The following is a 19,547-nucleotide window of genomic DNA, read 5'->3' as shown; positions in this document are numbered from 1 at the left end:
TTCGAACACAATCGTTTGACTATCAATTCAATTCGTTCAAAATACTGAGAATACGTTCACGAACTTTGTCATCTTCAATGTGATGCACCAGTTCTTTAGGATAATATAATTTATAATCTTGGCGATTAATGCCTGTAATACTTTGAATAATCATAGATTGACTGCTGATTTCTCTAATATTGCCATTACGTTGCAGTAGATGAATCGGTTGGCGATTAGACCCCGGGCGGTCATAATCGTAAGGCAAATCAGAGAAAGATTCACTGACGAAGTAATAATCTGGATTAATACCGCCCGCTTCAAACAGCTCTCTTAATTCATTCATCGTAATAATCGAGCCGTCAAACGGCAGATGTTTAAATAAATCACGGTTAATAAAACGGCGTGCTAAGTCGCTTAAAATGGTATCATCTTCTTTAACCCAAGCTTTCAAATAATAAAGTACGACCGCTTCATCCAACTCTACATACTGTTCAATCGTCATCGTTCCTTCAAAGAACGGAATAAAGTCTTTAGGGAACAATTTAAATTGATAACCTGATTGATATAATTCCTTCGCACGTTTCAAGCAATTGTTTAAAATCACTTCTCCAGCTCGACTTACCGGATGGAAATAAATCTGCCAATACATTTGGTAACGGCTCATAATAAAGTTCTCTACCGCATGCATCCCGCTTTCTTTAATCAACACTTCATCTTTAGTTGGACGCATTAACCTTAAAATACGTTCCATATCAAACATCCCATAAGAGACTCCTGTAAAATAAGCATCGCGTTGTAAATAATCCATACGGTCTGCGTCAATTTGTGATGAAATCATAGAAATCACCAGCTTATTCGGATGTGTTTTATTGATGACATCAGCAACAGCTTTCGGGAAATCCGGTGATACTTTACTTAACACCGCATTAACTTCTGTATCCCCTGTAATAATCGCTTGTGTAAATGCCTCGTGATCGGTATTGAAGATTTTCTCAAAGCTATGAGAGAACGGACCATGGCCTAAATCATGAAGGAGTGCTGCACATAATGCCAACAGACGATCATCATTATTCCATGCTTCACGTCCCGCAAATGATTCATCGATGATGCGACGTACAATTTCATAGACGCCTAATGAATGGCCGAAGCGGCTATGTTCTGCTGTATGGAAAGATAAATACAACGTACCGAGTTGTTTGATACGACGCAAGCGTTGGAACTCTTTTGTTTTCACCAAATCCCAAATCACTTGGTCTTTGACATGAATATAGCGATGAATTGGATCTTTGAATACTTTCTCTTCATATAATTTTTGAGTACCGTAATCTGTCTCAGCCATGAGTATCCCTCCATCGTGTTAGCATTATTTTCATTAAAATGCTTTCTTCATCAAGGCAAGGTCCATTACTTCACCGTATACTTCACGGTTATACGCACGCACCATTTCAAATCCTTGTTGACGGTAGTATTCAACACCCTCTTCGTTTTGGTTATCCACTTCAAGATACACTGCATCATATTTTCCTTTAAAGTGTTCTAACCCTTTCTCAAGCAACGCCGTACCATAACCTTTACGTTGTGCTTTAGGGTGAATATAATGTGCAGATAAGAAAAGTTCGCTGCCGTTAATAAAGTTCGCAAACCCGACAATTTCGCCTTCTTCTTCTGCCACTAAAAATAATTGTTCTTTTAATCGTTTAAGTAAATGCTGCTCGTTATAAGCTGCTGTAAGCAATTCATTGACTGTTGTCGCAGCATAAATATTTAAATACGTGTCATACCATGCTTTTGTTGCCACATCTCTGATGCCGACAACATCTGCTGGTGTTGCTTCTCTCACTGTACGCATCGTTAATCACGTCTCCTTACATAGTTCAACTTTCAAAATGAATAAATTAATTATATCATATAGTTTCTCAAATTGTGGTAAAACGCACTCTCATTTTACCTTGTACTTATCATCTTTACCCTGTTTTTTCATTGTCTTTAACTTTTACATTTAAAACCCTTTTTTCATACTCTAATTTTTATTATACTTAAAACCTCTTTGCTCGATATTTACGTATTAAGCAAAATTCATGAAGGCGCTCTAACCCATATCGTGTATTAATTCCGCCCTATTTACACTAAAATTGAACAAAAAGTAAAGTTTTTGTAAAAAAGATGAATAACTCATATATAAGCGGGGTATATGAATTTTGCAAGAAGAAACTCAAGGTACCCTATCTAATTATGCTTAAGGGACTAAAAATTCAATAAAAGGTGATTAAAATATGGATGATACGAGCTTTGGTAACATTTATATTGACTCACAACCTGTTACGTTAGATTGGGACACTTTAGTTACAGATGAATCAGAAATGGTGGTAGATGGTATTCCACCTTCACTGATTGATAAATGGGTGAAACGTAAAGAATTAATCCCGTCTTATACTAAAGATAATTTACGTCACTTCTATACTAAAGATGTCTTAAATGCGTGCAGATCTTATGTGGAAGTTTACTAAAAGAATCAAACATCACGAGTGCAGTCACATCATGTTCATTAAACAGTCAATATAGAAACGAATCTCGCGATAGTTATAACGATAAGAAAGTAGGCCCGTTGTCTGGTAGCACACCAGTCATACGGGCCTGTTTTTTATATACTTTGTATCATTATTTTGCTTGTTTACGTTTGGCTAATTTTTCTTTTAATTTTCGATCTTGTTCTTCTTTTCTGCGTTTACGTTCTTCATTACGTTTACGTAAACGTTCTTCCTCTTCAGGGTCGCGAGGTTTTTGAAGTTGCTTCTCAACTTTTTCCATCAATTCATCTTCCGTCAATGCGGCTAATGGACGGTTATTCACGAAAGCAAATGTCTTTCTGCGACCTGGACCGCAGTATGATTGGCAGCCCACCTCTATTTCAGCATCTGGATCTAGTTTCTTTAATTTTCTTTCCAAGGATTTGCAATTTACGGCTTGGCAATCATCACAAATCAAAAATTTGTTTTTCACTGCTCTGTCCACCTCACTTTATCTCTATAATTTGTTTTAAACTATTTCAACTTTATCTATTTTACTCTTTTTCCGTAATTTTTCAAGCAACGATTTTGTGACCGCTTTAAACATCAAAAAACTGCCGCACCGTAAAGTTGACCGGTGAGACAGCCTGATGTCTTATTGTCCTTGATAAACGTGGAAAGGTAAAGGCTTAATGTGAGAGGCTTTCCAGCTTTCATAAATAGACTGGCGATGTTTTGAGTCGCCGATAATCGCAATACCGCAATCTCCGCCGCCTGCACCTGATGTTTTGGCAGCTGCGCCGTAGGTTTCTGCGATATCGCATAGTAATTTTAATTGTGGTGTTTCGATGTCTACAATCGCTTGTTTATCCATCATTTGGATGATTGAACGGTTGCGTCTGATCATCGCTTGCACACCTTTTAGGTTGTTGGTTTTGAATGCGTAGATGAGACGTTCTACACAAGATTGCGATTGTTCCAGGAAGCGGCTGTAGAAATCAGGATCTGATTTGAGACGCTTCACTTCACTGACTAAGTAAGGAGAAGAGGCTGGTGAGCCGGTCCAGCCAATTAAGACTTCCATGTTTTCTGGGGCTTGAAGCGGTTCTGTATAAAGACCTGGCCAGTTTTTCTTCACAACTTCTGCGACAGATGACGTTTCAATCTGCTGCATGACCCAGTCATGATCAAACGTACTATAAGCAAGCCAACCTGTAAAAACACTGACTGCGATATCACCACATGAACTTAAACTTTGTAGTTTCATATTCGCAATGACCGCTAATTTATAAATATTCAGATTAGCTAAGTCTAACTCATAAAATTCATTTAAAGCTTTAACCACTGAAACCAATACTGCAGCACTTGAGCCTAAGCCATATTTATGGCCTGAAGCATCGTCTAAATTACTATCAATCACTAAATTAAAGTGTCTTAATGTTTTACCACAGCTTTTAGCGTATTGTTCAAACACTTCTACTGCCGTAATGACGTAAGCTAGTTGTTTCGCCGCATCTGCATCAGATACAGAAATCTTATCACCTTCTCTTTGGAAGGTAATCGGTTCATGGTGTAATGTTTTAGAATGAATAGAACCACCATTGTCTCCAGAAGCTTCAATGCTGGCAGTAACGAAACGATTTACTGCTATTAACACGGATTTATATCCGGGTTCTGTTACCGCATATTCACCTGCAATATAAAGTTTACCTGGGGCTTTGACTTGAATCATAGCTCATCTTCCTCATTTATAATTTCAACGCCTGTACCGATATCACTTGCGATGATCTGGTCTGAATCAAAATACGTTGTTAATTTATCAATCACAGCTTGTTGATGTTGTTTTTGTACTAACACTTTTACATTAGGTCCTGCATCCATAGTAAAGTATGCGGGCAGACCTGCTTCACGACATTCATGCACTAAAGCCATCGCATCATAACTTTCAGGTACTAAATATGTAAATGGCGGTTGTGCACCTAAATTTGTCGCATGCATACGTAAACCATTTTCTTCAAAGACACGACCTAAGCGGTCAAAATCTTTATCGGCAATGGCAGCTTTTGCTTCAGCGATGTCCGCTTCTACATGATCTAACCAATACTGATAGAAACGTGATGTATTTCTAGTCAACGACATCCCTGCACGACTTTTAACCTTTTTAGATTTTTGATTAATGACTACAAAAATCATCGCTAAGTCATCTTCCCAATGATCTGCATCAATCGCGTGTGCATAAGAGGATTCATCATCATGTCCTTTTTCCCATTCCGCGAATCCGCCAAAGATACTGCGGCTTGCTGAGCCTGAACCACGACGTGCCAAGCGTGATAAGTCTTTATCAGAAAGGTTCATTTCTAACGCTTCATTACATGCAGCAGCTAAAGCCGCAAAAGCACTCGCTGAAGAAGCTAAACCAGCTGCTGTCGGTACAAAGTTTGTACTATCGATACGTGCGTGCAACGCTGTTCCTGCACGTTCTCTGACAAGATCTAAGTATGCTGAAATCTTTTGAGTTTCTTTTTCATCCACTTCTTCACCATTTAAGTAGAAGTAGTCTCGATCTAATTGCGCATCAAATGTTGCGCGTGTTTCTGTATAAAATTTATCTAAAGTTAACGATAGGCTGTTATTCATCGGAATAATCAATGCTTCGTCAGCTTTCCCCCAATACTTAATCAGCGCAATATTGGTATGCGCTCTCGCTTTGCCCGTCTTCACCAATTGAATTAACCTCCTAAATTCTCAATCCATGTATGTTGCGCGCCTGCTTCTTTAACTGCTTGAGCGACTTTTTTCGCTGTCGCATAATCTTTCACTAAAGTAATCACACTGCCGCCACGTCCGCTTCCTGTCAATTTTCCAGCTACTGCACCTGCTTGTTTCGCCACTTGCAGTAAACGGTCAATCTTCGGATGACTGACAGTCAATGTAGATAAGTATGTTTGACACTCATTAAAAATCTCTGCTAAAGATTCAAAATTATGTGTATTAATCGCTTGATTTGCTTTATGCACCAGACGTCCAATGCGTTCTATAAACGCCATATTTTCTTGATTGTTTTTCACTAATTCATGCACATCGCTGACAGCTTCTTTGGTATTCCCTTTTATGCCTGTATCTAAAACGACCATATAACCTGCCACATTCAAAGTTTTTAAAGGCGTAAAGACACCTTCTTGGAACCAAGTCGGTTTATTAGAAACAATCGTTTGTGCATCAATGCCACTTGGTTTACCATGTGCGATCATTTCCGCCCAGTTTACATGTTCAATTAATGTTTCATCAGATAGTGGCTGATCCATAAAATCAAATGCTGCTCTCGTAAAAGCAACCGCTACTGCAGCACTAGAACCTAACCCTCTTGAAGGCGGTAATTGTGCATCAATTTTTATCATTACAGGTGATTCAATATGATTTTCTTCTTCGAATCTGCTGATTAAAGCATGTAAATGTTCAGGGGCATCTGCAATTTCACCTTCGAATACATCACTGATCATCGTTGACACTGCCAATTCTGGCATTTCTTCAATTGTTACTGTCACTTTTCCAGAAGAAAATGGCATCGCAATTGCAGGTTGACCAAATGTTACCGCATGTTCCCCTACTAATATTATTTTCCCATTAGATTCTCCGTAGCCTGTTCGTGTCATATCGCATCACCTTTAGCACTTTCCTAGTTTGTCATGGTATATCTATATTCCACCCTGTTTCTCTGCATGTTAAAACATCCAGTCACTCTCTTTATCTGGGTTGATAGAAAATGACAGGATTAAAAGATGCTGTCTGCGTCTTTTTGTCATTGATATATCCATAATTTATTTCCGACATTCTAATTTTTATCAATTAGCTTGTTCTCTTTTGATATATTTATTCAAACACCGTTTTATTATACCCTATTTTTTGCATTGTTTTATCATACCTAGGTTGTAAAATTAATACCTGATATTAAACTACTTCCCCATTTTACCGAAAATTGATGATGATTTAAACGATTTGTTCATATATCGGTCATAATTTTCACTTTCATGGGTAAATTACAAGAATATTTTTCAAGGCGCACAATATAAAAGGGATGCACCTAGCTTCTCAGCTATTTACATCCCTTTGTGCTTAATCGTCCATTTTAGCGTTGATTTTAGCATTACGTGCAATCATACGTTCGAAATATTTCTCAAAGCGTTCCCACTCTTCTTCACTGATAGGCTCCATATTCAATGTTCCACCTAAATCTTTGATGGCATAGAGTAGTTTAAACATCACATCTTGAACTGTCAGTTCATGTCCGAACAACGTTTCAAGCGAAGCCATACAAGATGGATCGATATCTGGATATTTAAATTTTGTTTCTTCGCCTTGTAGAGCTTTGTCATAGAACGCCTTCATCATTTCAGCACGTTCTTCACCTGAACCTTCCACACACAAGTATACTTGAACGGCGATGCCGCCTCTGACTCTGCGTTGTGAAATACCCGCGAATTTCTTATCATTGATACTTAAATCAAATTTTCCCGGGCAATAGGAGCGTTCAATTTCTTTCGTTTCAATCGTTACATGTTCATCTTCGAACATTTTATTTACAACTAAATACATTAAATTAAATGCTTCATCAATGGAAATTTCTGTCTTTCCTTTAAAAATCAACGAAAAGTTTAAAATACCTTGATCTAATACAACACCTAATCCACCAGAATTACGGACAATCACATTATAGCCGCGTTCATCGACTAAATAACGAATGCCTTCTTTCAGATGTGGCAGACGTGCATCATGTGTACCTAAAATAACGGTGTGTTGATGAATCCAAGTGCGGACTACACTGCAAGATAAATCCTTGCCCACACTTTCTGAAAATGTGTCATCAAACGCAAAAGATTGCATAGGCGCAAACCCTGTTGAATGGTCTACATAGCGCCAATCTTTACCGTCAAAATAACGTTCAGCTAAATCCATTATTGTAATGTTTGCGCTGCAGTGATGATTGATAAGTTGTATACATCTTCAGTTGAGCAACCACGGCTTAAGTCGTTTACTGGAGAATTTAAACCTTGTAAAACAGGTCCGATTGCTTCATATCCGCCTAAACGTTGCGCAATTTTGTAACCGATGTTACCTGCTTCTAAGCTTGGGAATACGAATACATTTGCGTCACCTTTAATTTGTGCATCTGGTGCTTTTTTAGCCGCCACTTCTGGAACGATTGCTGCGTCGAATTGGAATTCACCATCGATAACAACATCTTTTAAGCCTTCTGATTCAGCTTTTTCTTGTGCAGCTTTTGTTGCTTCCGCTACTTTTTCAACATCGTCTGATTTTGCTGAACCTTTTGTTGAGAAGCTTAATAATGCTACTTTAGGATCCATGCCGAAGCTTTTCGCTGTTTTTGCACTTTCTACCGCAATTTCAGCTAAGTCTGTTGCTTCTAATGTAGGGTTGATTGCACAATCACCGAAAACATATTGTTCTTCGCCTTTAATCATGAAGAACACACCTGATGTTTTCGCAACACCTGGTTTAGTTTTGATGATTTGTAGTGCTGGACGAACTGTATCGCCTGTTGAATGTGCAGCACCGCTGACTAGTCCTTCAGCTTTACCTGCATAAACAAGCATTGTACCGAAGTAGTTTACATTGTTAAGCATATCTTCAGCTTGTTCTTTTGTCGCTTTGCCTTTACGACGTTCTACAAATGCGTCTACTAATTCTGGTTTCAAGTCGCTTGTTGAAGGTGTGATGATTTCAATACCTGAAATATCTAAACCTTTGTCTTTCGCTAATGCTTCAATTTTGTCTTGGTCACCTAATACAACAGGTGTTACGAAATCTGAAGCTTGTAATTTTGTTGCTGCAGTCAATACACGTTCGTCTTCACCTTCAGGTAATACAATACGTACATTCTTTCCTGAAAGTTTGTCTTTCAATACATCTAATAAACTAGGCATAATATCCTCCTTGAAAATCTCGCTTTTTAATATTTTTTCATCCATAATTATACGCCATTTACGAAGTAATTTCCACGTTCCGACCTTTAATCGATTTGTATGCTTTGTCTCTGTCTTTATGATAAAATTTGAATTGAATTAAAAGATATTTCAAAAGGAGCGATATTAATGAGTCAAGCAGCAGAAACATTAGATGGTTGGTACAGCCTCCATTTATTATATGCAATCGATTGGCCGACATTACGTCTTGTACCTAATGAAGACCGTCAAGAAATTGTCAAAGAATTCCAAGATTTCTTAGAAAAATTAGGTTCAGTACGTGAGCATCATAACGGTGACCATGTACTTTATAACGTAACAGGTCAAAAAGCTGACATTTTACTTTGGGTATTACGTCCTGAAATGCAAGAATTGAATGCAATAGAACTAGCATTGAACAAATTACGTATCGCAGATTACTTAATCCCGACATACTCATATGTTTCTGTCATTGAATTAAGTAACTATCTTGCTGGAAAATCAGACGAAGACCCATATGAGAACCCTCATGTAAAAGCACGTCTTTACCCTGAATTACCAGAAAAAGAATATATTTGCTTCTACCCAATGAATAAACGTCGTAACGAAACATATAACTGGTACATGCTTTCAATGGAAGAACGTCAAAAATTGATGTATGACCACGGTATGATCGGACGTAAATATGCAGGTAAAATCAAACAATTCATCACAGGATCAGTCGGCTTTGATGATTACGAATGGGGCGTTACACTATTCTCTGATGATGTACTGCAATTCAAAAAAATCGTTTATGAAATGCGTTTCGATGAAACAACAGCACGTTATGGAGAATTCGGTAGCTTCTTTATCGGCCATAGATTACCTGAAGACAGTCTAGAAAAATTCTTCAGTATTTAAATAACGCTACACAAAATAATATAACGAAACTAAGGGACTGACATCGATATCAGTCCCTTCTTTCATATATAAATAGCACCTGCTCTAAAATCAAAGAACAGGTGCACTTCTATGTATAAACTCCTCCAAGGGCTACAAGATAACGTACGTTATTAAGATGGAAGAGAACTCTACAACGCCCCTCTCGCTGTAAGTTCTCTTCAAGTAATCTATAGTAATGGTGTTATTCATTAATTAAAGCAGAAGACTAGACCAGCATTAAGAATTGAACGACACCTATGTACCACATGTACGCTGTCGACACAGCCTGTACGTTAGCGGCACGTTCTTCTCGGCATCATCCACTCTTAATGTCGGTAGCTTCTGCCGTCTAAGCGTACACATGTATGGCTTGAAATACAGTGCCGCTCATCCCTCGTGTAGTGTCCTTGGAGAACTCTGCCACTACTTGTTTAGCTGGTTAACTGATAAGCAGCTACTGTCGCTACTCAGTTAACATGCTTTAACAGCTAACCATTATAACTTTAACCGTTTTGAAATATTTGAAACATTAGATATAGTATGCAAGCATATTATGATACCTAATTAGAAATTATACACATAATATTTTACATTTATCATTTATTGTTTGTATATATCATTTTAACCTCTTTCCACTCTCCTATGTCACTGTTCTTGAAAAAAGTTTACATAATCGAAACGAAATCTTAGGTTGTTTCTCTATGTATTTTCCGACATAATAGGTATACTAATTGAATTTTCTAAAAAGTTTAATATTACATATACAACAAAGGAAAATGAGTGATGTTATGGAACTAGATAATAGAATAAGTTATATAGAAGATACCCCGAAAGAACGCCTTGCGAAAGATACTATCATGTTAGCAGGACGTATTTTATTAGAGTCCGGCGCTGAAGGCACATGTGTAGAGGGAACAATGACACGTATTGCCGAAACACTTGGTTTTTACGAAAGCAACAGCTTCGTCACAAATACAGTTATCAATTTTTTATTAGATAATCAAACGACACCACGCATGTATCGTATTGAGTCACGTGATACCAATCTAATCAAAATTTCACAGACAAACTCTGTTTCTCGTAAGCTTTCGGCAGGAAAAATTGACCTAGAAGAAGCCTATGAGACTTTAAAAAGGATTTATGATGCCAAACAAACCCATGATTTAATTTATAAAGGCATCGCAGCCGCAATTATTTCAATCAGCTTCTTATATTTACAGACTGGTAATTTTGTAGATATTGTTGCTACTATTTTTGCTGGAAGCTTGGGATATTTGTTAGTCGAAATGTTATATCGTGCGAACTTAAAAACTTTACTTATCCCAGAGTTTTTAGGCTCTGTTGTCATTGGAGGCATTGCGATACTCGGTCATAACTTAGTACCAGACGGATCGCTTTCTGCGATTATCATCGCGGCCGTCATGCCGATTGTACCTGGAGTCTTGATTACGAATGCAATTCAAGATTTATTCGGCGGTCATATGATGATGTTTACAACCAAATCTTTAGAAGCATTAGTGACTTCATTCGGCATAGGCGCCGGTGTCGGCACAATGCTATTAATATTTTAGGAGGGTGATGACAAGATGCTATTTTGGATTTCACATTTTTTCTTTAGTTATATTGCGTCACTGTTCTTCTGTATTATATTCGATGCACCGAAACGCATGTACTTTTATGCAGGTTTTGTAGGTGCATGTGGTTGGACGGTCTATATTATTTTATATTCCGGACTCCATATCCATACTATTTACGCCTCTTTCTTTTCAAGTCTCACACTCGGCTTAATCAGTCATATTATGGCACGTTTAAAGAAAGAACCTGTCATTATTTTTATGATTCCTGGTATTATTCCATTAGTACCTGGAGGCTTAGCCTTTGATACAACCAAAAGCTTGATTATATTACAATTCAGCAAAGCTGTACCTACAATGTTGGAGGTTACTTTAATCGCTGGAGCTATCGCAATGGGTTTACTCTTTGCTGATCAGATTGCACGCTTAGTCATTACCAGCAAAAGCAAGCTAACGCCTAAAACAAAACACTAATCTATCACAACCCCTTATAAAAGCTATTGTGAAATGCGCTTTATAAGGGGTTGTTTCTACGTCTCTCCCACTTCAAAATAATTAATTTAAGTATCAAAACAAGCTTGTTCTACATAAAAATAATATAAAAGCGCTTGCGTTTAATTATCTGAAAATTTAAAATGTAAATAAAGGTATACATAACATCAGGAAGAAGGATAACATCATGAAAAAGTTCAAACTTGTTTTTAAAGGTTCGCTTTCTGAGAAGAAATTTCTAGAACAGAAAAAAGCAGAAGGTTATTATTTAACAGGTGTCATTAATGGTGTTTATACATTTAAGCACAATCCGAAAGTTAAGGACACTCAGCTTCAAACGCACTTTATAGAAACTAAGCATCTTAAAAATGAACATAACATTAAAGACACTTCTCCATTCTTTGCGATTACTACTAAAAAGCTCGACTTATCTCGATACGCCATTGTCTATACGTATTTAAAAGATAAAGACAACCCGATTTATAACAGTACGGATACTCGAATGACAGAGAATCTTTATTTAAAACATCTTCAAAATATATTCTTAGGCATCACCATGGCCATCATGTTTATATGCCTTGGTTTATGGATGTATTTGATTCAACAAAGCTATAAAAATTCTATAGCTGCTGTACCGTTAAAGTTTATGTTGCTTATTTTATTAGGATTATTCATACTCACATTTATCATCAACTATCGTATTAAAACAACTTGTCCGACTCAAGTAGATGAAATTTATCTCAGCTATTCAGTATCTATACAATCAATGGATGGAAAGCCTGATATTCAACCCCTGCAACATTTAGGAGCTTGGCGTTTTGTGACTGAGAAAAATGGAAAGTATTATTATAATTTATATAGTAAACAGCCAAAAGAAGTACTTATCAACACCTTAAGCCACACCTTAAATATTCAACCAGATCACATTTTTGTATATTCACAATGGGACTTATTCCCTGTCTATATGCATTTCTAGACACTTAACATCATGAAGGAAGTAACATCATGAATTGGAAGCACGTTCAATATTTTTAATTACGCTTATTATTATTCTAATATGCGGGGGCTATTTGATAATAACCAACTACTTATCACATAGTCCTGCATTACTAGACAAAAATAACTGTATCGATTTACTAGAGTATGGTGTCATTACTTTTATTGTCTTATATTTGATTCAAATCAGAAAGGCAAATAAACATAACTAAAACCATAAAATAAATACGCATACTTTCATCGTTTAGAAGGTATGCGTATTTATTTTACTTATCTTTCGACTTAAATCGTTTCATAACGATATTAAATACCATTACACAAGCTGCTCCAAGTATCAATGGGATAGGCTCAAAGATATCCAGCTTATAGTTCACCGCAAGTATTACTCCAATTATTACAGTGATTACAACTAATTTTGTGATATTCATGGTGTCACCTCACTATTTCTTCAGACAAAATAGTGCCTTTCTTTTCAGTCTTAAAATAACGACATCAAACTACATATTCATACATATTATAATATAAAAATCGCCGTTATCCCTTTTTACTACTGAGGAAATAACGGCGATTGATTATTCATCTGATTTTGAGTTTTTAAAACGATTCTTCACAAAATAGATAATCGCAATAATAAGTAAAATAACTAAGACAATAAGTACGATATTTGAGAAAGAATCAAATGCGGCTGAAATTTTCGGCCATGCTTCTCCAGCTTGCTGACCTAAAATTACGAGCACTGTATTCCATATTAATGTACCAAGTGTGGTAAGTATAATAAACGATGTTAAAGGCATATTGGTCGTTCCTGCTGGTATAGAGATCAAACTTCTAATGACAGGAATAAATCGCGCAAAGAAAACAATCTTTTTACCGTGATTATCGAACCAGTCATCTGCCTTTTCGATATCACTCGCTTTAAAACGCAGAATTTTTCCAGTTTTACCATTCGCTAATTTCTGTAAACGTTCTGTAGATAATAAACGACCAACAAAGTAAAGTACAATTGCTCCGAATACAGAACCCAATGTTGCCGCAATAATTACACCTACGATATTCATATCAGAATGTAACGTCAAGAAACCGCTGAAAGTTAAAATCAATTCTGATGGAATGGGTGGAAAAATGTTTTCTAATGCGATTAATAAGAATACACCGAGGTAACCAAATTGATCGATAAACTGCTCGACCATCTTTTCCATATCGTTCCTCCTAAGTGGATTTTCAACAAATACCATGGAATCTCCATTTTATTTGTTTTTAATAACTTATATTATTCCTTTAGTTAATGCAAGTAATTATGCGTGATTATAGTACAGTTGTATCTTTTAAAACTTATGATTTCATAAGAAAAGAGCGATGAACCTCTAATTAGAACATCGCTCTTAATATATAATTTATGCTTTTGTTTGAGTAGGTTCAGAGTCTGGTTCATCTAAGATTTCATCTACTTTTTGTTGACTTGTATCTAAGATTAGTCGACTCAGTTCGTCTTTATCCATATTTTTTAATTTTGGATAACGTACAACGAAGAATGCTAAGCCTAGAACTAACCATACAATCAACGCAATATAAGATGGTGTTGATAAAGCGGCTGGTGATCCTGGGATTAAAAGTAATCCTAAGAAAATAAACGCAAAGATTGAACCGACAATCGCAAATGTTTTATAAATCGGTGCGTAAGTATTACTTTCTTTATTATAACTGAATAATTTCGTTGCTGATAAACATGTCACAAGATATGCGACAGATACACCTGTTGAAGACATATCTACAATCCATGTCAATGCAGTACGTCCTAACCAAGGTGCAATTAATGTTAAAGCACCTAAGAATAAGATTGCGACATATGGCGTCTTAAATCTTGGGTGGATTTTACTGAATACACCAGGCATAATACCTGAACGTCCCATTGAGAATAACAAACGACTTGAACTCATTAAGAAACCATTAAGTCCTGTGAAAATCCCCATAGTAATTGCTACAGCTAAGACAAATAAACCAATATAGCCAAAGGATTGTTGTGTCACAGCACCTGTTACCCATAAGTCGCTGTTTTCTGCGCCACGGCTGCTTAACCAGCCCGTATATAAAATCATTAAAACGTATGTGCCAGCTGCCGCAAGCAAGCTATAAACAATCAATTTAAATGTTTTATTCGGCGCAAAGTCGAATTCTTCCGCGGTCTGTGGAATATTATCAAATCCGACATACGCCCAAGGTGCGACAGCTACAATCATAATAATTGATGTAAACCATCCTTTTTTCTCCTCAGCTAAAGGTTGTAAGTTGCTCAATGAGAAACCACTACCGAAAAATGATCCGAAAAACATTAATAAAACAACGACTACCATTGCGATACAGAAGTAGTACTGCAGACTACCTGAAACTTGTGCACCACGAATGGTAATAAATGTAAAGAGTAAAAGTAAAGCTGTTGCGATAATAATTTCGGTAATGTAAACATCCCATCCAGCGATGGTATATAGCTTACCATGTTCAAGTACGCCCGGCATCATAAACTTCAAGAGTAAGCTAAACGCGGTGGCATTCAATGCGACCACACAAATATAACCGAATGTCAGGAACCATGATGAGAAGAAGCTGACATACCTCCCGAAGCTTAAATAACTGAACGCAAATGCACCCCCAGATACTGGGAAGTGTTTCACTAATGCGCCATAACTCACGCCAATAATAATCATTAGTAATGCACCAATTGTAATCCCGATTGCTGCTGCGATAGAACCAGATTGACTGATCCAGTCCCCTGGTAAAATAAATGACCCCCAACCTATACATGAACCATAGGCAATGGCCCATACAAATTTCTCAGATAGGTTTTGTTGTAAATCTCCTCGGTCTACTTTTTTATGGTGTCTTTTCTCTATTTTTCCCATAATAAAAATTCACCTCATTCGATACATTATACCCTGTGAGGTGAATTTTTGAACCGTTTATTAGTTTATTTTTTTAATTTTAGTGTTTGTACGAGTAAAGTTACCCAAGAAGCGATAAATAACACTCCACCGATTGGTGTAATTGCACCTAATGGTTTAATTTGTGTTAATGATAAAGTGTATAATGAGCCACTGAAGATAACAATACCGCCAAGCATCATCCAGCCTGCAGCTTTTAAGTTCAATTTAGTTGTACCGCTTAAGATACCAATACCGATTAAACCTAAGCTGTGATACATTTCATACGTTGTTGCTTTGTTCCACACATCTAAATAATGCGGTGATAATTTATCTGCTAATGCGTGTGCACCAAACGCACCAGTCGCAACTGAAAGTGCTGCACACCCAGCACCGATTGCTACGAACGTTTTCATCGTTTTAAAGTTCATATAAAGTCTCTCCTTTGTCATTAAAAGTCAAAAATAGAATCGCCATTTCCTAATTCGTCATCAGTTACCATTTTATTAGAGTTCCCCGGTGGTGTCGATAAATTCGATGAGTTCTGTTGTGATGACACTTTCCCACCCATCGCTTTAATTTCTGCCGCTGATACTTGTGAATGTGAACTTGTCGTATAACTTGGAGACGTCACTGAAGGCGCTTGCTGATACGTCATACTTGTTTGTTTTGATGAACGTGCAGGCACGTCACTTGAATCACTATCTGTATACAGTGAAGTCAGTGTATGAATCGCATACATATGCTTGCTGAATTCCGCTTCACTCGCCGCTTCATCCGCTTGTACTAATTCACGTTCAATTAACGCAATTAACTTCTCTTTATTCATCCATAGCCTCCTCACCACACCAATTTATTGGTGTTTGATGATGTGCTTCTAAATAAGCATTCGCTTGAGAATACGGCTTAGATCCAAAGAAACCGCGATACGCTGATAATGGACTTGGATGTACTGACTTAATCACATCATGTTTAGACGTATCTATTAACTTCTCTTTTTGTTGTGCAGGTTTACCCCACAAAATAAAGACCACATGGTCACGCTGTTCAGAAACGGTTTTAATAATCTCATCCGTAAAGATTTCCCAACCGATACCACGGTGTGAATGAGCTTCACCTTTACGCACAGTTAAGACAGTATTTAATAATAACACGCCTTCTTTCGCCCAATCTTGCAAGTGAGATACTGTTCTCTTGCAGCCGATATCATCTTCTAGTTCTTTATACATATTGCGTAAAGAAGGTGGAAACTTTCCTTCTGGCTGAACAGAGAATGCTAGTCCATGCGCTTGTTTAGGGCCGTGATATGGGTCTTGGCCTAAGATAACGACCTTTACTTTATCAAAAGGCGTTAAATCAAACGCTTGATATATATTTTCTCTATCAGGATAAACTATTTTTGTCGTATATTCTTTTTCTAAAAAATCATGCATTGCTTTGAAATCATGACGACTTGTTATATCATGAAATACTTCAGACCACTCCATGGTATCACCTCAAAACTATGATAACACACGATATATCAAAAAGTTCAATCCACCCTTGTAAACATGTTATTATAGAGTAAAAGAAACGTTAGGGAGTGTATGAACATATGGCATTGAAAAAAGTATTAACAATTGCAGGCTCAGATACAAGTGCAGGAGCCGGCATGCAAGCAGATTTAAAAACATTCCAAGAATTAGACACTTATGGAATGGTTGCTTTAGCAGCAATCGTGACAATGGACAAAGAAACATGGTCACACGATGTAACACCAATTCCTTTCGACGTATTTAACAAACAATTAGAAACAGCAATCTCTATTGGACCAGACGCTGTCAAAACAGGTATGTTAGGTACTGAAGAAGTCATCAAACGTGCAGGAGAAGCATTTGAAGAGTCAGGTGCGAAATACTTCGTTGTTGACCCGGTTATGGTTTGTAAGGGTGAAGATGAAGTACTCAACCCAGGTAATACAGATGCAATGATTAAATATCTATTACCTAAAGCAACAGTTACAACACCTAACCTATTTGAAGCTGGTCAGTTATCTGGATTAGGCACATTAAAATCTATCGATGATATGAAAAAAGCAGCTAAAATCATTTATGATCAAGGTGCACAAAATGTAGTCATCAAAGGTGGTAAAGCATTAGATCAAGAAAAATCTTATGACTTATACTACGACGGCGATAAATTTTATCAATTAACAACAGATATGTTCCAACAAAGTTATAACCATGGTGCTGGTTGTACGTTCGCAGCAGCCACAACTGCTAACCTAGCAAACGGCCAATCACCTAAAGATGCAGTTGTTAACGCAAAAGCATTCGTCGCATCTGCAATTAAAAATGGTTGGAAAATGAACGACTTCGTAGGTCCTGTAGACCACGGTGCTTATAACCGTATCGAAAAAATCGATGTAGACGTTCAAGAAGTTTAATCTAATAATCAATAAAATGAATGTCAGAATATAAATGTTCCAATATTCAAAAGGACGATTTTCGCAAAATGAAAATCGTCCTTTTACTATTTAATAAACCTTCTAATACACGTTTGTGTTTCAAAGCCAAGGAAAATCCAGATCTTTTCTTAGGCTTTATTATTTGGATGTATCCAATTGGTACTATTCATATAAATACACACCTAGTTATACTTCCACTTTGAAATCAGTAACATTTGGAATCTTAAGTTCTGGGTGCGCTTGCAGATAATCAATAATCAGTTGTGCTCCTTCAGTTTGAATATCTTCAACAATTTTATCCGCACTGAACATCGGATAATTCCCCCCGCCTACTGCACGATAGTTATTTAAGACAACCTTATAAGTCTCTTTCATATGGATCGGATTCCCTTGATAATCTAATTGCACGACACGTGAACCGACAGGGTTGCTGACTTTAATGGTATAACTGATACCTGAGTAAATATCATAATTGTAATGTTGCGGCTTAGGATAAATGAATTCTGGGTTCACAGTGACTTGGCCATCCTTGACAGAAAAATATTCTGCAGTTAATTCAATCGCATCTTTAATATCCTGTCCTGTCAGTTCAAGTACATTGAACGTATTAGGAAATGGATAATTATTTAAGACATCCCGCATAGTCACTTCGTTTCCGAATCCACTAGACAAATCAAACAACGCAGATGCTGCAATATCAGCACCGCTCACATCCATTAAGATGTAATTTAAGAAATTAATGTAAGGATGCGGTGTTGTGCGGGCGACAAATGCATCATCTACAATCATCGTCTCCTCTAATCGCGCAATCGGCACATCTAGCCAAGCATCCACTTCCGCATCAAATGCGGCCATTTTTTGTGCGAATTCAGGCTCTGTATCAGAAGCAGGTGTTAATGTTTCATTACTAAGCAGACTGACTTCCGCATTTTGTATTTTGCCTCTTTCAACGTCTATGATGATTCTTCCTACCTTTTCACCTTTCGCACCGGGCTGGATGACTGGGATATCATAAACAGTTTCCGCAATTTCACGATGTTGATGTCCTGTGATGAGTAAGTCAATATCTTGATGGAACTGTTTCAACATCGCATAACCTTCGTTTTCTCCTGTCAGGTCTTCCGTCGGTTCGCCTGTTGTTAAATCACATTCAAAACCACCGTGATAACAAACCGCAATGATATCCGCATGCGCTTTCACTTCTGGCAGCCAACGTTCTAAAGCGGTTGCTGCACTTTCGAAGGTAAGACCTTCAATATGTGCTGCTTGTTCCCAATGAGGAATATATTGTGTCGTTAATCCGATGATTCCGATAATCAACCCGCCGCGTTCAATATAGCGTACACCGTGGCCTGTGAACGGTTCGCCATCTTTTAAAATATTAGCAGACAGTACAGGATAATTGAGTGCCTCTAGTGTCTGGTTTAAATACGACATACCGAAGTTGAATTCATGGTTGCCGATCACACCTGCATCGAATTTGAAATGGTTATAAATATACGCTAATTGTTTTGCTGAACCAAGTTCTTTGGCTAGATAATGACCCAGCGGAGAACCTTGTAAGAAGTCACCGTTGTCAATGAGAACGTGAAGCGGGTAATTGACTTTATCCTGATTGATGAGTTGTTCCGCATGTAATAAACCCATCGGCAATTGTTGTTGTCTTTCTTGATAATTCGTCGGGAAAATATATCCATGCACATCACTGACGATGTAAAAAGCTATCTGTGTCACTGTGATTCCTCCTGAAATAC

20 protein-coding genes are annotated in these 19,547 nt (G+C 37.3%); 6 read left to right on the top strand and 14 right to left on the bottom strand.

Annotated features, from left to right (window positions below):
- Nucleotides 1–22: 22 nt before the first annotated feature.
- Nucleotides 23–1,321, bottom strand: coding sequence for an HD domain-containing protein (locus tag KRR19_RS06735; protein ID WP_057510145.1), 1,299 nt, complete (start codon nucleotides 1,319–1,321; stop codon nucleotides 23–25).
- Between the two features lie 33 nt (nucleotides 1,322–1,354).
- On the bottom strand, nucleotides 1,355–1,831 hold the full coding sequence (locus KRR19_RS06730) for a GNAT family N-acetyltransferase (protein WP_057510144.1): 477 nt from the start codon (nucleotides 1,829–1,831) through the stop codon (nucleotides 1,355–1,357).
- A 424-nt stretch (nucleotides 1,832–2,255) separates the two neighbouring features.
- Here KRR19_RS06730 and KRR19_RS06725 point away from each other — a divergent pair, with 424 nt between their 5' ends.
- Nucleotides 2,256–2,489: a hypothetical protein gene (locus KRR19_RS06725; RefSeq protein WP_002481387.1), complete on the top strand. Its 234-nt coding sequence runs from the start codon at nucleotides 2,256–2,258 to the stop codon at nucleotides 2,487–2,489.
- Between the two features lie 151 nt (nucleotides 2,490–2,640).
- Here KRR19_RS06725 and KRR19_RS06720 read toward each other — a convergent pair whose 3' ends face one another.
- The 6 genes from KRR19_RS06720 to pta form a co-directional block, all read right to left on the bottom strand.
- Nucleotides 2,641–2,982: a YuzB family protein gene (locus tag KRR19_RS06720; RefSeq protein ID WP_002481386.1), complete on the bottom strand. Its 342-nt coding sequence runs from the start codon at nucleotides 2,980–2,982 to the stop codon at nucleotides 2,641–2,643.
- 162 nt (nucleotides 2,983–3,144) lie between these two features.
- Nucleotides 3,145–4,221, bottom strand: coding sequence for a phosphomevalonate kinase (locus KRR19_RS06715; protein ID WP_023015468.1), 1,077 nt, complete (start codon nucleotides 4,219–4,221; stop codon nucleotides 3,145–3,147).
- Nucleotides 4,218–5,213 (bottom strand): diphosphomevalonate decarboxylase, encoded by a 996-nt coding sequence (mvaD, locus tag KRR19_RS06710; RefSeq protein ID WP_060803733.1) that lies wholly within the window; start codon nucleotides 5,211–5,213, stop codon nucleotides 4,218–4,220. The genes KRR19_RS06715 and mvaD overlap by 4 nt, the downstream gene beginning before the upstream one ends.
- 5 nt (nucleotides 5,214–5,218) lie before the next feature.
- A complete protein-coding gene (mvk, locus tag KRR19_RS06705; protein ID WP_002481383.1) occupies nucleotides 5,219–6,142 on the bottom strand; it encodes a mevalonate kinase in 924 nt (307 codons plus the stop codon).
- A gap of 460 nt (nucleotides 6,143–6,602) precedes the next feature.
- The gene (locus KRR19_RS06700) at nucleotides 6,603–7,442 is read right to left on the bottom strand and encodes a lipoate--protein ligase family protein (protein WP_002481382.1); all 840 of its coding nucleotides are present in this window, start codon (nucleotides 7,440–7,442) and stop codon (nucleotides 6,603–6,605) included.
- The gene (pta, locus tag KRR19_RS06695; protein WP_057510141.1) at nucleotides 7,442–8,431 is read right to left on the bottom strand and encodes a phosphate acetyltransferase; all 990 of its coding nucleotides are present in this window, start codon (nucleotides 8,429–8,431) and stop codon (nucleotides 7,442–7,444) included. The genes KRR19_RS06700 and pta overlap by 1 nt, the downstream gene beginning before the upstream one ends.
- A gap of 168 nt (nucleotides 8,432–8,599) precedes the next feature.
- On the opposite strand from pta, the gene hemQ reads away from it, so the two are divergent.
- The 4 genes from hemQ to KRR19_RS06675 all read left to right on the top strand — a co-directional run bounded on the left by hemQ (nucleotide 8,600) and on the right by KRR19_RS06675 (nucleotide 12,412).
- Nucleotides 8,600–9,349 (top strand): hydrogen peroxide-dependent heme synthase, encoded by a 750-nt coding sequence (gene hemQ, locus KRR19_RS06690; protein ID WP_023015472.1) that lies wholly within the window; start codon nucleotides 8,600–8,602, stop codon nucleotides 9,347–9,349.
- 809 nt (nucleotides 9,350–10,158) lie between these two features.
- Nucleotides 10,159–10,941 carry a threonine/serine exporter family protein gene (locus tag KRR19_RS06685; RefSeq protein WP_216733548.1) on the top strand — a complete coding sequence of 261 codons (783 nt, stop codon included), beginning with the start codon at nucleotides 10,159–10,161 and terminating at the stop codon, nucleotides 10,939–10,941.
- 15 nt (nucleotides 10,942–10,956) lie between these two features.
- A complete protein-coding gene (locus tag KRR19_RS06680; RefSeq protein WP_002481378.1) occupies nucleotides 10,957–11,418 on the top strand; it encodes a threonine/serine exporter family protein in 462 nt (153 codons plus the stop codon).
- A gap of 205 nt (nucleotides 11,419–11,623) precedes the next feature.
- Nucleotides 11,624–12,412 (top strand): hypothetical protein, encoded by a 789-nt coding sequence (locus KRR19_RS06675; protein WP_057510140.1) that lies wholly within the window; start codon nucleotides 11,624–11,626, stop codon nucleotides 12,410–12,412.
- Nucleotides 12,413–13,004: 592 nt separating this feature from the next.
- Here KRR19_RS06675 and KRR19_RS06670 read toward each other — a convergent pair.
- The 5 genes from KRR19_RS06670 to KRR19_RS06650 all read right to left on the bottom strand — a co-directional run bounded on the left by KRR19_RS06670 (nucleotide 13,005) and on the right by KRR19_RS06650 (nucleotide 16,834).
- Nucleotides 13,005–13,631, bottom strand: a complete 627-nt coding sequence (locus tag KRR19_RS06670) for a DedA family protein (protein ID WP_023015475.1) — start codon at nucleotides 13,629–13,631, stop codon at nucleotides 13,005–13,007.
- A 195-nt stretch (nucleotides 13,632–13,826) separates the two neighbouring features.
- On the bottom strand, nucleotides 13,827–15,329 hold the full coding sequence (locus KRR19_RS06665; RefSeq protein ID WP_002481373.1) for an APC family permease: 1,503 nt from the start codon (nucleotides 15,327–15,329) through the stop codon (nucleotides 13,827–13,829).
- 65 nt (nucleotides 15,330–15,394) lie between these two features.
- The gene (locus tag KRR19_RS06660; RefSeq protein ID WP_002481372.1) at nucleotides 15,395–15,778 is read right to left on the bottom strand and encodes a DUF423 domain-containing protein; all 384 of its coding nucleotides are present in this window, start codon (nucleotides 15,776–15,778) and stop codon (nucleotides 15,395–15,397) included.
- A gap of 20 nt (nucleotides 15,779–15,798) precedes the next feature.
- The gene (locus KRR19_RS06655) at nucleotides 15,799–16,176 is read right to left on the bottom strand and encodes a DUF5327 family protein (protein ID WP_002481371.1); all 378 of its coding nucleotides are present in this window, start codon (nucleotides 16,174–16,176) and stop codon (nucleotides 15,799–15,801) included.
- Nucleotides 16,169–16,834, bottom strand: coding sequence for a uracil-DNA glycosylase (locus KRR19_RS06650; protein ID WP_057510139.1), 666 nt, complete (start codon nucleotides 16,832–16,834; stop codon nucleotides 16,169–16,171). Before KRR19_RS06650 ends, KRR19_RS06655 begins: the two co-directional genes overlap by 8 nt.
- A 107-nt stretch (nucleotides 16,835–16,941) precedes the next feature.
- Here KRR19_RS06650 and thiD point away from each other — a divergent pair, with 107 nt between their 5' ends.
- Nucleotides 16,942–17,772 (top strand): bifunctional hydroxymethylpyrimidine kinase/phosphomethylpyrimidine kinase, encoded by an 831-nt coding sequence (gene thiD, locus KRR19_RS06645; protein ID WP_023015477.1) that lies wholly within the window; start codon nucleotides 16,942–16,944, stop codon nucleotides 17,770–17,772.
- Between the two features lie 207 nt (nucleotides 17,773–17,979).
- On the opposite strand, the gene KRR19_RS06640 is transcribed toward thiD, so the two are convergent.
- Nucleotides 17,980–19,527, bottom strand: a complete 1,548-nt coding sequence (locus tag KRR19_RS06640; RefSeq protein WP_216733547.1) for a bifunctional metallophosphatase/5'-nucleotidase — start codon at nucleotides 19,525–19,527, stop codon at nucleotides 17,980–17,982.
- Nucleotides 19,528–19,547: the final 20 nt, after the last annotated feature.

Origin of the sequence: Staphylococcus sp. CWZ226, from assembly GCF_018986355.1 — a bacterium.
GTDB lineage: Bacteria > Bacillota > Bacilli > Staphylococcales > Staphylococcaceae > Staphylococcus > Staphylococcus simulans.
The sequence above is the reverse complement of the archived record's forward strand: the minus strand, read 5'-3'. Positions and strand labels throughout refer to the sequence as shown.

Excerpts from the sequence above, each read along its gene's own strand:
- KRR19_RS06735 (WP_057510145.1), bottom strand. The coding sequence starts at position 1,321 with ATGGCTGAGACAGATTACGGTACTCAAAAATTATATGAAGAGAAAGTA.
- KRR19_RS06730 (WP_057510144.1), bottom strand. The coding sequence starts at position 1,831 with ATGCGTACAGTGAGAGAAGCAACACCAGCAGATGTTGTCGGCATCAGA.
- KRR19_RS06725 (WP_002481387.1), top strand. The coding sequence starts at position 2,256 with ATGGATGATACGAGCTTTGGTAACATTTATATTGACTCACAACCTGTT.
- KRR19_RS06715 (WP_023015468.1), bottom strand. The coding sequence starts at position 4,221 with ATGATTCAAGTCAAAGCCCCAGGTAAACTTTATATTGCAGGTGAATAT.
- mvk (WP_002481383.1), bottom strand. The coding sequence starts at position 6,142 with ATGACACGAACAGGCTACGGAGAATCTAATGGGAAAATAATATTAGTA.
- KRR19_RS06700 (WP_002481382.1), bottom strand. The coding sequence starts at position 7,442 with ATGGATTTAGCTGAACGTTATTTTGACGGTAAAGATTGGCGCTATGTA.
- pta (WP_057510141.1), bottom strand. The coding sequence starts at position 8,431 with ATGCCTAGTTTATTAGATGTATTGAAAGACAAACTTTCAGGAAAGAAT.
- hemQ (WP_023015472.1), top strand. The coding sequence starts at position 8,600 with ATGAGTCAAGCAGCAGAAACATTAGATGGTTGGTACAGCCTCCATTTA.
- KRR19_RS06685 (WP_216733548.1), top strand. The coding sequence starts at position 10,159 with ATGGAACTAGATAATAGAATAAGTTATATAGAAGATACCCCGAAAGAA.
- KRR19_RS06680 (WP_002481378.1), top strand. The coding sequence starts at position 10,957 with ATGCTATTTTGGATTTCACATTTTTTCTTTAGTTATATTGCGTCACTG.
- KRR19_RS06675 (WP_057510140.1), top strand. The coding sequence starts at position 11,624 with ATGAAAAAGTTCAAACTTGTTTTTAAAGGTTCGCTTTCTGAGAAGAAA.
- KRR19_RS06670 (WP_023015475.1), bottom strand. The coding sequence starts at position 13,631 with ATGGAAAAGATGGTCGAGCAGTTTATCGATCAATTTGGTTACCTCGGT.
- KRR19_RS06665 (WP_002481373.1), bottom strand. The coding sequence starts at position 15,329 with ATGGGAAAAATAGAGAAAAGACACCATAAAAAAGTAGACCGAGGAGAT.
- KRR19_RS06660 (WP_002481372.1), bottom strand. The coding sequence starts at position 15,778 with ATGAACTTTAAAACGATGAAAACGTTCGTAGCAATCGGTGCTGGGTGT.
- KRR19_RS06655 (WP_002481371.1), bottom strand. The coding sequence starts at position 16,176 with ATGAATAAAGAGAAGTTAATTGCGTTAATTGAACGTGAATTAGTACAA.
- KRR19_RS06650 (WP_057510139.1), bottom strand. The coding sequence starts at position 16,834 with ATGGAGTGGTCTGAAGTATTTCATGATATAACAAGTCGTCATGATTTC.
- thiD (WP_023015477.1), top strand. The coding sequence starts at position 16,942 with ATGGCATTGAAAAAAGTATTAACAATTGCAGGCTCAGATACAAGTGCA.